Consider the following 13823-nt stretch of genomic DNA (forward strand, 5'->3'; position numbering starts at 1 on the left):
GGCAGATGCCGCGGCATGGTCGGAGTGTCAGATTCCGAGCTCCGCCAGGGCGGCCTGGCGTTGCGGGCTGAGGCGGGAGCGTCGGCGGCTGAGGTTGCTCAGCCACTGTCCCAGTCGTACCCGGTCGCCTTCGATCTCCTCGATGTGACGCTGGGGGACGTTGAGATGGCCCTCTCGTGCGCGGAAGGCGCGAGCGGCAGCCAGTCCGCGCTGGAATGCCTGCTCACGCGCTGGCAGCCGGGCGTCGTTGTTGCAGGCGGCGGACGTGTGCGGCAGGTCGAGTCCTGCGCTCTTGAGGAGGTGGCGCTGCTCGGGGTGAAGGGTGTCGGCACGTTCGCACTGAGCCGTGAGCCACTCCCCCGGTGGAGCGTCTTTTTCTGTCTGCCGTAGAGCTGTGTGGTAAGCGCGTTGCCAGGTGATTGGCCAGGGCGGGTTCCACCACCGGTCCAGGGCGGCGAGTGCGGCTGCGCGTTCGTTGGAGAGGGTCTCGGCTCGGGTGCGCTGGGTGGCCAGCCAGCGGCCCAGGGGGAAGCCGTCGTGGCTCTCTTCGACGGTGGCGGCGAGGTGGCCGTGCCGGGCGGCGTAGGCGGTGGCGTGTGCGAGGCCTCGCTCGAAAGCCTGCTGGCGGGGATCCCAGATGATGCCGAGGCGTTCGAGGGCCTGGGTGCGCGCCGTATCGAGGACGCCAGTGGTGTGCAGGTGGCGCTGCCAGGTGAGCCAGCGGCCCAGGGGGTAACCGGTGGTGTCTTCGTAGGTCTGGGGGACGTCGAGGTGGTGGTGGGTGCGGTGGTAGCGGCGGGCTGCGGTCAGGCCGCGGCGCCATTCGGCGCTCTTGGGGGCCAGGACGCGCAAGGAGAGGGCGAGGGCGACCTCGTCAGCCTGGGTGGGGCGGTCGAAGTGCAGCCAGGCGTCGGGGTCTTCGGGGGGCATGGTGGGGCGGTGGGTGCGGGGATCGGCGAGGCGTGCGTCGAGGCGGTTGTCGTGGGCGCGCAGGGCCTGGATGGTGCGCCACAGGGGCGTATAGGCGTCGGCGCCGAGGAGGTCGTCGGGGTCTTCGCCGGGGGTGAGGTAAACGGGGACCACGAGGGTGGCCTTCTTGCCGGCGCCGGGGTTTTGGCGCAGGGCGCGGCCGACCGCCTGGACGGTATCGACGGGACTGTTCTTGGGGTCGGCGAAGACGACGGCGTCGATGGCGGGGACGTCGATGCCTTCTCCGAGGACGCGGGCGTTGGACAGGACGGCCGGGGTGTGGGGGGTGGTGTGGGAAGCGAATTCGAGCAGGAGGCGGCGTCGGACCTGCGGGGGGTGGTGGCCGCTGATCCAGTCGGCCCACAGGCCGTTGGGACGGAGTTCGTCGGGGAGGGTGGCGGCGGTGTCGGGGAGGGTGGTGGCGAAGGCGCGGGCGTCGGCGACGCGGTGGTGGAAGGTCAGGATGCGGCGCAGCTGGTGGTCGTGGATGGCGCGCAGGGCGGCGACCTGACGGCCGGCCAGGCGCAGTCCGTCGACGCCGGCGCCGGGTCCGGTGGCGAGCCAGTCGCGGAGGTCTTCGTCTGTGACGACGGGGACGAGGATCTGGTAGTCGGCGAGCAGGCCGAGGTCGATGGCGTCGGAGAGGGTGAGCCGGTAGGCGACGGGGCCGAAGAGGGTTTCGTCGTCCATGGAGGCGACCGACTCCGTGTCGTCGTCCTGGTCGGTGTCCGCGTCCCAGATGCGGGGGGTGGCGGTCAGGTAGAGGCGGCGGGCGGCGGGAACCTGGTCGTCGTGGTGGACGGCGGCCCAGGGTTTTCCGAGGCGTCCGGCAGTGCGGTGGGCCTCGTCGACGACCACGAGATCCCAGGGGGGCAGGCGGTGGTCGTGGTGGGCGGCGGTCACGGCGGGCAGGGAGGCGTAGGTGGCGTACGCGGTAACGGGGCCCGGGTCGGCTGCGGTGGTGAGGGCGGAGACTTCTCCGGGGTCGGTGGTGAGGGGGACGTCGGCGCCGAGCGGCTCGTGGTCGAGCGCCTGGCGGGCAGAGCACACTGCTACCGCGGCGCCTTTGCGTCCCGCCAGACGCCAGGAGCGGATGGTCTGCGACAGCAGGTCCAGCGTCGGAAGGAGCACCAGGACGCGCCCTCGTGGGGCGATGCGGGCGGCGGTGCGGGCGGCGATGAGGGTTTTGCCGGTGCCGCAGGCGGCGATCACGCTCGCTCGGGGGTGTCGGGTGAGGGTCCGGGTGGCTGCGGCGACCGCGTTCTTCTGGTGGGGGCGCAGCGTCAGCTCGGTAGATGCCATGGGTGGTGGGCGGCTTCCAGAGGCAGGCGGGGCGGAATCAGGCGGTGCGGATGCGGTGCCGGGAGAGGTGGTCGAGGACGTGCTGGTGGGCTTCCCAGCCGTCGGGGAATTTGGCGGGGACGCCGAGGTGGACGGGGTCGTTGGAGGGGTGGCTGTCGAGGAGGTCGGCGATGCCGGAGCGGGCGACCATGATGCAGGCGTGGCGGTGGCGTGAGGCCAGCACGCACAGGCGGCCGGCTTCCAGGTGGAAGGCGGAGGCGTCGCGGCGTCCAGACAGCGGGTGCAGGACGATGGTGACGGCGAATTCGCGTCCCTGCAGGCGGTTGGCGGTGTCGGCATGTACTCCCCGGGTCTCGGGGGTGCGGTTGAGGAGCTGCTGGATGTGGCGGGCCTGTTCGCGGTGGGCGGTGCCGATGGCGATGTCACCGGGTTGAAGGCGGCGGCCGGAAGGGTGGTTTTCGCACACGGCCTCGGCGCCGCGGGCGAGCAAGCGCGCGGCCAGCGCGACGGTGGCGTGGGCGGCTTCGGGGTCGGTGCGGGCGGTGTGTCGGGCGGGTAGTTCGTGCAGGGCCCAGCCGGAGCGGGCGGCTTCCTCGATCGTGGTGTCCAGGGGGCTGTGCAGGCCGCTGGTGGTGAAGTGCAGGCTCCGGGTGGCAGGGGTGGTGCCTGCCTGGAAAGGGGTGAAGGGGTAGAAGGCGCGGGAGACGAGGCCAGCTGCCGAGGGGGGAAGACGCCAGGAGACAGGCAGTGTGTGCAGGGCGGCGTCGTTGTGGTTCATCAGGACGGTGACGGCGCTGTTCATGGGGTCGTGGGGCAGGCCGGTCCAGCGGGGGGTGCGGATGATGGAGAACGGGTCGAGCTGTCCGGGATCGCCCACGAAGAGGGCCTGGTCGAAGAGTTTGGCGATCAGCAGCAGGGCGTCGGAGCGCATCTGGTAGGCCTCGTCGATGATGGCCCACCTCCAGCGGGGTCCGTCAACGTTCGCCCATTTCTTGGCGGTTGCGACGATCACATCGCAGGCGAGGACGTCTTTGATGTCTTTGCTGATGATGGTGTCGGCCAGTTCTTGGACGTGGTCGGGGACGTGGTAGGTGTGCCCGGTGAGACGTCCCAGGCGCAGTCGGGGCGCTTCGGGGGCGGCGAGGCGGACCAGGAGGTCGTCGACCTGGTGGTTGGTCTGGGCGACGATGATGCACTGCTCGCCGCCTGCGGCGAGGGTGCGGGCGGCGCGGACGACCAGGGTGGATTTCCCGGCGCCGGGCGGGGAGTCGACGACGAGGGCCTGGTCGCTGCCTGCGGCGAGCGCGTCAAGGATGCCGGTCACTGCCGCACGGGCCAGCTCGGCGGGTGAGGGCGTGGGCTGGGTCATGGCTGAGGCTCCTCGGCCGTCTCCAGGACGGTGGCGGGGTGGTCGTGCTGGGGGCCGCCGTGCGTCCAGGGGATGTTGTCGCGGCTGGGGAAGGGTGGCTGGCGGAAGAACTCGGGGGCGAGGGTGAGGCGGAGGTCGTCACCGACGGCGGGGACGGAGTCGGGTTTGGTGGTGAGGGTGGTGACCTCAAGCAGCAGGTCACTGCCACCGCCGCGGGCGGTGATGCTGCGGATGGCCATGTGCACCCGGGGGTTGTGGGGTCCGGCCAGCAGGTTTCCGATGTCCAGGCGGATGGGGTCGGTGGTGTGCAGGGTGAAGCGGGGCTTGCGCTGGGCGCGGCCGGTGGGGCCGGTGACGGTGCGGTGGGGGTCGGTGTCGATGACGGTGCCGGCGAGGGCTTCTCCGCTGGTGCGCCGTTCGGCCATGACGAAGTCGTCTTCGAGAGCGCGGCGGGCTTCGAAGGCGCCTTGGGCCTGTTCGAGGCGGGCCAGGCGGCGGGCGGCGGAGACGGCGTCGTCCTTGATGGGCTGGGGTCGGCCGTCGTCGGCGAGGTAGGTGCTGTAGGCGGTGAAGCGGTCGCGGTCGGCGTCCCAGCGGCGGTGGGCGTCCAGGGTCTGGGGCAGGGTGCGCAGCAGGGCGAGCGCGTGCCAGGCGTCGTCCCAGGTGGGGTGGAGGTATGTGTGCAGGAGGTCGCGCAGCCGGTCGGTGTGCCGGGTCATGGCGGCGGTGTTGCCCTCCTCGGCGGCGGTGTCGTAGGCCGTCAGCAGGGGGTCGAGTTCGAAGGTGTCGAAGGAGGGGTCGGTGGCCGGGCCGGCTGGCCGGCGCAGTTGGGGGTCTTCGGCGGCGAGGGCGGCGTGCAGGCCGGTGGTGCCGGGCGGGGGGTCTATCCAGGCCAGGAGGGCGGCGAGGTGCTCGTCTTCCAGGGGGCTTTGGCCAGTGACCCAGTGGGTGGTCAGCAGGTCCGTCAGGGCGAGCAGGAAGGCGGAGCCGGGGTACTCGGCGTGTTCAGCGAAGAAGGTCAGCCACTGTCCGAGGCGTCCGACGCTGCGGGCCGGGTCGGTGCCCTCGGGTGGCTCCCTGAAGCGCAGGGCGCGGCCCAGCCGCTCGATGTAGGGGATGGACTTGCCGTTGGCGACGAGGAGTTGGGGGGCGTGGGTGTAGCGGTGGCGGGCGGGTTTGCTGCCGCGGGCGGGTAGGCGTTCGGTGGTGTGCTGGAAGCTGTGGATGTAGGTGAGGATGCCGTCGGCCAGGTCGTCCAGGAACCCGGTGGGCCGGCCGCGCGGGGGTGCGACGAGCAGCCGGGGGTGGGCGGGGTCGTCGCCGTACATGACGGCCAGCGGGGTGGCTTCGGTGCCGGAGCGGTTGAGCGGCAGGATGATCAGCGGCCGCTCGGTGAGATGGAAATGGCGGACGGTGCTGGCGTTTTGGGCGTGCTCGGTTTCGGCCGCCTCCAGGCGCAGCACGGTGGTGAGCAGGCTCATGCGGACTCCCGCAGTTGGGCGCGGATGGTGTGGGCGTGCTGCAGGGCGGCCGCCAGGTCGCTCTGGTCGGGGGCCGGGGCGCGGGTGCCTTCGGCCAGGCGCAGGGCGGTGGTGATGTGGTCGATGCCACCCAGGTCGTCCCGGACGCCGGTACCGAGCACGTCGATCGAGCCTTCGTCGCGGGCTTCGCTGCGGCAGAAGTAGGCCAGGTCACAGAAGTGGCGGCAGGCGGGGGTGTAGCGGGCGGAGGTGGTCTGCAGGGCTGCCGTGAGGGCCTTGGGGTCGCGGGTGGGCCGCTCGTCTGGGCCTGGGGCGAGGTCGAAGGTGGTGTGGGGCGGCAGTGCGTCCAGCAGGGGCTCAATGCGGGTGAGCCGGCTCAGCTGGCGGGTGAGGGCGGCGACCTTCTTGCGGGCGTCGACGAGACTCGCGACGGGGCGGCGGCTGAAGTTGCGGGGGGTGACGAGGACGACGTCGTCGGAGACGGCGTCCTTGTCGATGCCTTCGTTTTCCAGCAGTTCGCGCAGGGCGAGGATGTAGGCGGCAGCCTGGGTGACGGCGGCGGCCACTTTGGCCGGGTCGGCCTGGCCGTCGAGGACGGAGAAGGATTTGATCTCGATAATGTGGAAGACGCCGTCGATCTGGAAGGCGACAACGTCGGGCTCGAGATAGACGGGGTGGCCGGCGACGGTCAGCTGCAGGATGGGGTGGTCCAGCAGCGTACGGGCGGGGCCGGTGGAGCGGATGGCTTCAAGGACGGCGGTACGGGTGTAGGCGTGGCGCACCTGCAGGGAGGCGTCCTGGGTACCGACTGAGGCGAGGTCGGTGTGGGCGGCCTCGGGCAGCGGAAGGCCGAGGACCTCGCGCAGCAGGCGCAGGAGTTCGGCGCCGCCGTCGGCTTTCACCTGCTGTTCGAAGATGGCACCGCTGCGGAGGGCGATAGAGGACTTGGCGAGCGGGCGGGGTTTGCCCAGGTGGACGGCGAGGGCGTCCTTGTCGACGCCTGCCGCGTCCAGCAGCCCCCGGCGGGTGCAGCCGGGGTTGGTGGTCAGGGCCGCGAGGGTGCGGGCGTCGTGCCCTTTGGCGGGGCCGGTGCCGCGCAGTGCGTCGAGCCGGTCGTTGAGCAGACTCACGAAGCTTCCTTGCGGGGACGGGTCGAAGGCGGTCAGGTGACGGAGCGCAGTCGGCGGGCGGACTGGAAGGAGCCGCCGAACAGCAGTCCCGCTTCGTCGAGTTGGCGGCGGGCACGGTCGGCTGCCTCGGAGCGGGTGCGGGTGTCGCTGTCGGTGTGCAGGGCGAGTTCGTCCTGGGCGGCGCGGCGCAGCAGCGGCAGGTCGATGGGAGCGGGGGCTGCGGTGTGCTGCTGTATGGGGGGCTGGGCGCCGGGGATGTTCTGGGCGTAGCGCACCAGGAGTTGCCTGGCGGCCAGGGGCAGGCTGTCGAGGTCGAGGCGTTCGGCGGCGTCGGCGATGTTCAGGGCGCTGGTGAGGAAGTGGACGCGGGCGCTGAGGGGGCCGACGATGCGCTGCTCCAGGTGCCAGGTGCTGATGGTGAGCAGTCCGCGGGCGGGTGAGAGCAGGTCTGAGGTGAGCGCTGGGCACAGGTAGTAGGGGCGGGCGCCGGGTGCCGAGCGGTAGGAGCGTTCCTCGTCGCGGCGCAGGCTGGTCAGCCGTGAGGGTGCCAACGCGCCGGCGAAGAAGGCTTCGTGGACGGTGCTGATGAGCTTGGGGGCTGCGGGCGCGGCCAGCAGGGTCAGGACCTGGTGGACCTGTTCTCGTGCGGGCAGCAGGGCCGGCGGCTCCGCCGTCGCGTTCTGCGTCGAGGCGCTGCGTGAGGTGGCGTCCGGGGCGGGGGCGTCCTGACCGTTCTCGGTCTGCTCGAACAGGGCGTCCCAGGCCCGTTGGGTGCGGCGCAGTTCGTCGCGGAACTGCTTGACCTGGTCGCTGTCACGGGCCAGTTGGGCACGCCGCATGGCCTGCTGCAGCTGTTGCATGCGTTCTTCGAGTGCGTCCAGATGCTCGTGCATGGCACCCACCCTACCGCATTCCAGTGTTTTCCAGTTTTCTCCTGTGATTCCTGTTGTAGAGTCGTCGGCACTTCGCCAACTGCCGCTGCCGCAGAAGGCGTCAGGCAGTCCTGCCTGCACTGAGGAGAGCCGTTCATGAAAGCCCTGCACACATCCGACTGGCATCTGGGCCGCGCGCTGGCGCGCCGCTCCCGGGACGAGGAATTCGACGCCGTCCTGGCCGAGATCACCGCCATAGCGGAGCGTGAACAGCCGGATCTGATCGTGCACAGCGGTGACCTGTTCGACTCCTTCCGGCCCGCGCACAAGGACGTCCTGCGCGCGATGCGCTGCCTGAATGCCCTGGCGTGCATCGCACCTACCGTGGTCCTGGGCGGGAACCACGATTCCCCCGAGCTGTTCGACCTGCTGAACTATGTGTGCACGCTGTGGCCCGACGCCGACCAGGGCCGTCTGCGGTTCGTGCACAGCCGCGGCGACACGGACCCGGGCACGGTGCTCGACTTCGACAGTCGTGACGGGCGCGAACGCATCCGTCTGGCCGCCCTGCCATATGTGCACCCCAACCGCTACCTGCACCTGTTCCCCGGGTTCGGGACCACGGAGGGCGTCTACGCGGCCGGCGTGCGTGAGCTGCAGGAGGGGCTGCTCTCCCGGCTGCACGACGGTTACGAGCCCGGTCGTGACGTGCTGCTGTTCACCGGCCACCAGTTCGTTGCCAGCGCCATGCCGGGCCAGAGTGAGCGGATGTGGGAGGTGCGCGAGCCCTATGCCACCGACCCCGACGCCTTGCCGCAGGTCGCTTACTGCGCCCTCGGGCACATCCACAAACCCCAGCCCGTCGGCAGTGGCCGACTGCCCGCCCGCTACGCCGGCAGTCCGCTGCAGATGGACTTCGGCGAGAGCGAGGAGACCAAGAGCGTCACCGTCGTCGAGGCGGCCCCCGGCAGGCGCACCCTCATTACCCCGCACACGCTGCACTCCGGGCGCCGCCTGGCCCGCTTCCACGGCACCCTCGAGGAACTGCGCACCGACGCAGCCCAGTACAACGGCGTCTACCTCAAGGCGGTCATCCGCAGCGACGAGCCTGTCCCCCGGCTCGGAGACAAGGTCGCCGAACTGGTCCCGGAGACAGTCCTGGTGGAGGTCGAGGAAGACTGTGCTGCCACCCGGGCGACCGTGCTGACGGGGGCCGACGCCGTCGACAACGAGACCCTGGACGTCACGGCGGCGTTCAGCGCCTACCTCGCCGATGCCGGCACGCCCGGGCAGAGCGCCGACGACGTCGTGGCCGCGTTCGCCGATCTGCTGAACACATCCGACTCCGTACTGCCGGACTCCCCCGCCGAGCAGCTTCTCAGCGAAGCCCTCGCCACCCCCTGGACCAGCGCCGCCCACGGCACTTCGGAGACCACCTCATGAAGATCGTCCGCCTGACCTTCTCGGGAGTCCGCAGCTATCCCGGCACCTGCACAATTGACTTCACCGGCAAGGCCCTCGTCGGCATCCTCGGTGACACCGGCGCGGGCAAGACCAGCATCCTGGAAGCCGTCACAGCCGCCCTGTACGGCAAATGCTCCTGGACCGACCGCGTCGCACAGCTGCGCTCAGACGACTGTCCAGCCATGATGGTCGACCTGGTGTTCTCGGTGGAGGGCCGGGAGTGGACGGTTCATCGCGTCTTCCACGAGACCCGCCGCACCCAGGCACGGCTGACGGGCCCGGACGGCCGGCACATCGACGGGGTGGGCGCCGTCGACGAGGCCGTCCGCAAGGTCATCGGGATCGACTACATCACCTTCAAGTCCTCCGTCCTGGTGCCGCAGGGGCGCTTCGACGAGTTGCTCAACGCGGGCGACGCCGCGCGCACCGGCATCCTGAAGTCCCTTTTCGGCGTCGATGAGCTGCAGCGCGTGCGGCAGCTCGCCATCGACTCCAGCAACCGTCTCAAGGACCTCATCAGCCAGGCGCAACGCGAAGACGCCCGGCTGGACGAGGATCCGCGTGCGCAGGCACGAGCGGCCCGGGAACGCCGCGAACGGGCCGACTCCGGTGCTGCGGACCTCAGCGGCCGGCTGACCGAGCTGCGCCGCCTGCAGGCCCAGACGGCGCAGTCCGGGCAACAGGCCCGCCTGGCCGCAGATGCCGCCTTGGCACTCACCGAGCGCCGTGTCCCGGACTACGGCAGCATCACCGCCGCCGTCCGGCAGGCCCAGGACCAACTGCAGCAGTTGCAGGAGGCCAATGCCGAGGCCGAGGGCACGGCCCGCGCCGAGCTCCAGGCCGTCACCGCCGAGCGGGATGCGGCCGCCGCGGCCGGTCTGGCGCCCGATGCCCTGGCCGGTGCCGCGCAGGTCCTTCGGGATCTGCCCGGCCGGCTCACCGCCCTCACCGACGGGGAAACCGCGCACGCCGAGCTCCTGGCCGAGCTGGAGGGCGAAGAGGAAGACCTTGCCCGGCGCGCGGGTGAGCTGCGGGAGGGCGAGCAGCTCGTCGAGGAACTGTGCGGGCAGCTGCAGGATGCCGAGGACGAAGCGGATCAGGCCGCCGCGGCGTTGCAGACACTGACGACCGCCGTCCGCCGCGCCGGTGAAGCGGCCGGCGCACTCGCCCAGCAGCGTGCCGCTCAGACTCTCACGCGGGACAAACTCACTGCCTTGGTGCAGGCACCTCCCGGCAGCGATCTGGGCGAGGCCCGGGCCGTGAAGGCGCGGGCGCAGGGCGTGCTGGACGGCATCCATCGCCAGGAGGCGGCGCACAGGGCCGGCGACGGGCTGGCCGCGGGAGACGGCTGTCCCGTCTGCATCAGAACGCTGCCGGAGGACTACCGGCCGCCGCAGCCCCAGGACGCCGAGGCCCTTGAGCGTGCCACGGCCACGGTGGAGAAGGCCTCCGCCGCGCTGGCCGACGCCGAGCGGGAGCACGCCTGGCACGCGCTCGAGGTCGAACAGCTCCAGGCAGCCGAGGACGAACACCGGCGCCAGGTGCAAGAAGCCACCGCTCTGATGGAGGCTTCGCTGTCCACGGTACGAGAGGGGGCCCAGGAACTCGCCGCATGCAGCGGCCACCCTCAGCCCGCTGTATATGCAAAGGAGCTGGAGAGCGCTGCCGCAGCGGCTCTGACCCGCGGGGCCGAATCCGCGCCGCCGACCGCCTCCGAGCAGGAGAACCTGGCGGACGCACTGCTGCGGGACGCCCGCGGCCGTGTTGCACAGATGCAGGAGGCAGCCGCCGCCAGCAAGAATGAGCTGGCGCAGCAGGAGGCCAAGCAGGGCGCCGCGCGGGCTGCGCTGGAAACGGCCACGCTCGCCTCACAGAAAAGGCGTGTGCAGGCGCGCCAGACCACCGAGCGCCTGGAGACCGAGCGTCGCGGTCTGGTGGCGAGTGTGTCCGCACTGCCCGAACTCGCGCATGCGCATCTGCCCCAGCAGCCGACGCTCCCCGTCCCTGAACAGCTGGAAGCCGCCGCCGAGGCCGTGCGGCACGAGCAGGTGCGTCAACAGGAGCTTTCCGAACAGCAGCAGAAGCTGAGCAAGCTGGTGCAGTCACTGCTGACCACGCGGAATGAGCTGAACGAACGCCGGCAGCAGGAGGTTGCCCAGCCTCTGCACCGACTCGCGGCCCGGCTGCAGCGATGGGCGGACAGCGCGCTCGGCGCGGCCGCGCTCATCAAGGAGGCGCAGCGTCCCGCGCTGCCTACCCCGGCCGAGACGCACGGCCTGACGGCCACGCAGGGATACGCCGCAGCCCTGGACAGGGTCAGCACCCTGCTGCTGGCGGCCCTGGATGAATACGACACCGCAGCACGTGCAGCCACGGCGGAGCTCACCGCGCGGCTGTCCGTGCACGCGCAAGCAGTGACCGCTGCCTATCCCGATGCGGCCGTCCTGCAGGTGAGTGCCGAGACGGACCCGCTGGACCCCACTCTCCTGGACGGCTTGAGCAGCCAGGCAGGCACCCTGCGCAACGAGGCCGGGCGCGCCCAGCAGGACGAGGAGCAGGCTCTGTCCCAGATCCCGCACAAAGACCGGCTGACAGCAGCCATCACCGCCGGTGAGTGCCAGCTGACCGCATGGCAGGCGGTGAGCGCCCACCTGACGGACGGGAAGTTCCTCGGCCACCTCACCGACCTGCGCACCCGCGCTCTGCTCGCGCACGGCAGCGAACTGCTGCAGCAGCTGTCCGGCGGCCGGCTGGGCTTCGCCGACGACTTCGACATCGTCAGCCTCTCAACCCAGGCCCGCCGCAGCTCGCGCACCCTCTCCGGCGGGGAGACCTTCCAGGCCTCCCTGGCCCTTTCCCTCGCGCTGATGGAGATGCACGGCCGCAGCGGCACCCGTCTGGAGAGCCTCTTCCTCGACGAAGGCTTCGGCACCCTGGACACCGCCGCCCTCGACAGCGCCCTGCAGGTCCTGCGCACCAACGTCGGCACCGACAAGCTCCTGGCCGTCATCAGCCACCTGCGGCCGGTCGCCGAGACCGTGCACGACGTGTTGTGGGTGGAAAAGGACCACCGCGGCTCAACGGCGCGCTGGCTCACCGCAGCAGAACGCGACAGCCTCGTCCGCGATGACCTGCACAACCTCGCGGACCTGGCGTGAGCGCGCGCTCCGCCCACCGCGGCCTGTCCGGCAGCGGTACAGCAGCTGGCAAGGTGGCGGGCTCAGCACCGCACCGGCGCGGATGCGTGCGGCGCCGTCACGTGAGGCGGCCGGGGTCGTTACACAGCACGGGCTCTTCACTCACGGACGCTGGGGGACACCGTCATACTCAGGAACGATCGAACAGGACCACCCACGATCACTTCGTTGCGATTTTCGCAACGCGTGCTTACGGTGGAGTAATGACGGAATCGTTGAACGCGCGGGTGCGCCAGGTGCTCGACGGCATCGGCGAGCCCCAGGCGCAGTTCGCGCAGCGCATAGGGATGTCCGCCGACAAGCTCAGCAAGTCTCTCAACGGCACACGGCGCTTCACCTCCTTGGAACTGGCGCTCATCGCCGAACAGGGGCACACCACGGTCGACTGGCTGTTGCACGGTACGGAGCCTCGCAGAGCCACGGCATTGGCGGCCCGCACCCGCGCACGCGGCGCGGCAGCGCCGGATGACAGCAAGGCGGCAGTGCTGCGCCATGCCGAGATCATCGACGCGCTGGCCAGTGTGGGACACCGCCTGAACCTGCCGGAGCTGCCCCCGTTGCCCGACGAGTCCGACTCCATCGCGCAGGGATCGCGGCTTGCCGAGGACGCCTCCGCCGTGATCGGCCTCAGCCCACGCGGCGTCACCGCGCGCGGGCTCGCCGAGCAGTGGGAGAAGGTATTCGGCCTCATCGCCGCGACCACCGACCTCCCTGACGGCCTCGACGGGCTGTCGTGGGACACCGGAGACTTCCGTCTTGTCCTCGTCGGCCGCACGGATGTGTGGACTCGTCAGCGCTTCACCCTTGCCCACGAACTGGGCCACATCCTGGCTGGCGATGCCATAGACCGTCCCCTGACCGAACACATCGCCCCCAACATCGACGAGGGCCAGGCCGAAGTCAGGGCCAACGCCTTCGCCGCCGAACTGCTCATGCCGCACAAGGAAGTGGCACAGAGCGCTGCCGACGCGGGGAGCCTGAACGAAGAAGCGCTGCTGTCCCTGTCCTGGGAGTACCAGGTCTCCCCCAGCGCGATGGCAACACGACTGCATACGCTCGGCATCATCAGCGGCAAACAGCGTCGCTCATGGTCGGCCGCCACCACCCGCATGGCGGCACTGCACGCGGGAGACCCCGGCCGGCACATGCGGTACGCCCAGCAGGCCGGCGATGGTTGGTACTCCGCCAGTCTGGCCAAACTGGCCGTCTCCGCCTACGTGAGGGGCGACATCAGCATCCGGCTCGTCGCCACCGTGACCGGGCTGGACGCCGACCGGCTACTGGACCTTTTCCATCCTGGCCCCGGGCCGTCGGAGAAGATCCCACGGTCTGACGCCACAGTGACCGGCCCCGCAGAACTGGCCTTCTTTCCGTGACCTCATGGTGGTTTCCCGACAACACGGTGCTGTGCAACTTCGCCTCCGCCGACGCCCTCGGGCTGCTCGAGAACATCCTCAACGGGCGAGGGCGGTGGACCCAAGCCGTCGCCTACGAAGCGAGCAGGTCTGCCCAGAGCGCCCATCCCCAGCTCGCCAACGTGGCGGCCGACGGATGGCTCGGAGAGCCCCTGGAGATCGAGGACTTTGAGACAGACATGGTCGAACGCGTACGCACGGCCGCGTTCGGCGGCTCCGCCAGCGCGCCGCTGCAACATCTGGGAGAGGCCCAGACACTGCACATCATCCAGCGCTGGCCGGACTTCAGGGGTTCCTTCTGGCTCAGCGACGACCGCGCAGCGTGTGATCACGCCCGACGCCAAGGCATCACCACCCTGGAGACGCAGGACGTGATGGCTTATGGATGCAGCGCGGGAGACATCACTCACACCGATGCCTACAAGCTCCTGCAGCTCATGCGGGATGCAGGCCGGCACCTCTCCCTACCGGCCGATCCCTCCGGCCTGCTGCGCTAGCCCGCCTCCGCAGGCTGAACGTCCTGCCAAAAACCGATCATTTTCGGTCCTTGCCGATCAAAGGCCAGGAAGCGGGGGCGTCCCGCCCTAATCTGACCATCGACACCTTCCTGGGCCCCTCGCGGCC

9 protein-coding genes are annotated in these 13823 nt (G+C 70.5%); 4 read left to right on the forward strand and 5 right to left on the reverse strand.

All coding sequences use genetic code 11. From position 1 onward, the window contains the following. Positions 1 to 27: 27 nt before the first annotated feature. Genes ACGFWE_RS41085 through ACGFWE_RS41105 form a run of 5 tightly spaced genes read right to left on the reverse strand, consistent with a single transcriptional unit; the run spans position 28 to position 7144 of the window. Entirely contained in the window at positions 28 to 2271 is a 2244-nt protein-coding gene (locus ACGFWE_RS41085) for a Helicase associated domain protein (protein ID WP_393605562.1), read from the reverse strand. Positions 2272 to 2308: 37 nt separating this feature from the next. After that, entirely contained in the window at positions 2309 to 3640 is a 1332-nt protein-coding gene (locus ACGFWE_RS41090) for an AAA domain-containing protein (protein ID WP_393605564.1), read from the reverse strand. Then, a complete protein-coding gene (locus tag ACGFWE_RS41095) occupies positions 3637 to 5121 on the reverse strand; it encodes a hypothetical protein (RefSeq protein WP_393605566.1) in 1485 nt (494 codons plus the stop codon). The genes ACGFWE_RS41090 and ACGFWE_RS41095 overlap by 4 nt, the downstream gene beginning before the upstream one ends. Beyond that, positions 5118 to 6251 (reverse strand): hypothetical protein, encoded by a 1134-nt coding sequence (locus ACGFWE_RS41100; RefSeq protein WP_393605568.1) that lies wholly within the window; start codon positions 6249 to 6251, stop codon positions 5118 to 5120. Before ACGFWE_RS41100 ends, ACGFWE_RS41095 begins: the two co-directional genes overlap by 4 nt. A gap of 32 nt (positions 6252 to 6283) precedes the next feature. Beyond that, positions 6284 to 7144, reverse strand: coding sequence for a hypothetical protein (locus ACGFWE_RS41105; RefSeq protein WP_393605570.1), 861 nt, complete (start codon positions 7142 to 7144; stop codon positions 6284 to 6286). A 135-nt stretch (positions 7145 to 7279) separates the two neighbouring features. Here ACGFWE_RS41105 and ACGFWE_RS41110 point away from each other — a divergent pair, with 135 nt between their 5' ends. From ACGFWE_RS41110 to ACGFWE_RS41125, 4 genes are all read left to right on the forward strand, one after another. Beyond that, complete coding sequence (locus ACGFWE_RS41110) at positions 7280 to 8566, forward strand: exonuclease SbcCD subunit D (protein WP_393605572.1); 1287 nt, start codon at positions 7280 to 7282, stop codon at positions 8564 to 8566. Then, entirely contained in the window at positions 8563 to 11745 is a 3183-nt protein-coding gene (locus ACGFWE_RS41115; protein ID WP_393605574.1) for an AAA family ATPase, read from the forward strand. The genes ACGFWE_RS41110 and ACGFWE_RS41115 overlap by 4 nt, the downstream gene beginning before the upstream one ends. A gap of 242 nt (positions 11746 to 11987) precedes the next feature. Continuing rightward, on the forward strand, positions 11988 to 13160 hold the full coding sequence (locus ACGFWE_RS41120) for a helix-turn-helix domain-containing protein (protein WP_393605576.1): 1173 nt from the start codon (positions 11988 to 11990) through the stop codon (positions 13158 to 13160). Continuing rightward, the gene (locus tag ACGFWE_RS41125) at positions 13157 to 13696 is read left to right on the forward strand and encodes a hypothetical protein (protein WP_393605578.1); all 540 of its coding nucleotides are present in this window, start codon (positions 13157 to 13159) and stop codon (positions 13694 to 13696) included. The genes ACGFWE_RS41120 and ACGFWE_RS41125 overlap by 4 nt, the downstream gene beginning before the upstream one ends. The last annotated feature ends 127 nt before the right edge of the window (positions 13697 to 13823 follow it).

Source organism: Streptomyces sp. NPDC048523 (genome assembly GCF_043199815.1).
In the GTDB taxonomy this organism is placed as follows: domain Bacteria; phylum Actinomycetota; class Actinomycetes; order Streptomycetales; family Streptomycetaceae; genus Streptomyces.

Coding starts and splice junctions, on each gene's coding strand:
- ACGFWE_RS41110 (WP_393605572.1), top strand. CDS start 7,280: ATGAAAGCCCTGCACACATCCGACTGGCATCTGGGCCGCGCGCTGGCG.
- ACGFWE_RS41095 (WP_393605566.1), bottom strand. CDS start 5,121: ATGAGCCTGCTCACCACCGTGCTGCGCCTGGAGGCGGCCGAAACCGAG.
- ACGFWE_RS41090 (WP_393605564.1), bottom strand. CDS start 3,640: ATGACCCAGCCCACGCCCTCACCCGCCGAGCTGGCCCGTGCGGCAGTG.
- ACGFWE_RS41115 (WP_393605574.1), top strand. CDS start 8,563: ATGAAGATCGTCCGCCTGACCTTCTCGGGAGTCCGCAGCTATCCCGGC.
- ACGFWE_RS41085 (WP_393605562.1), bottom strand. CDS start 2,271: ATGGCATCTACCGAGCTGACGCTGCGCCCCCACCAGAAGAACGCGGTC.
- ACGFWE_RS41120 (WP_393605576.1), top strand. CDS start 11,988: ATGACGGAATCGTTGAACGCGCGGGTGCGCCAGGTGCTCGACGGCATC.
- ACGFWE_RS41105 (WP_393605570.1), bottom strand. CDS start 7,144: ATGCACGAGCATCTGGACGCACTCGAAGAACGCATGCAACAGCTGCAG.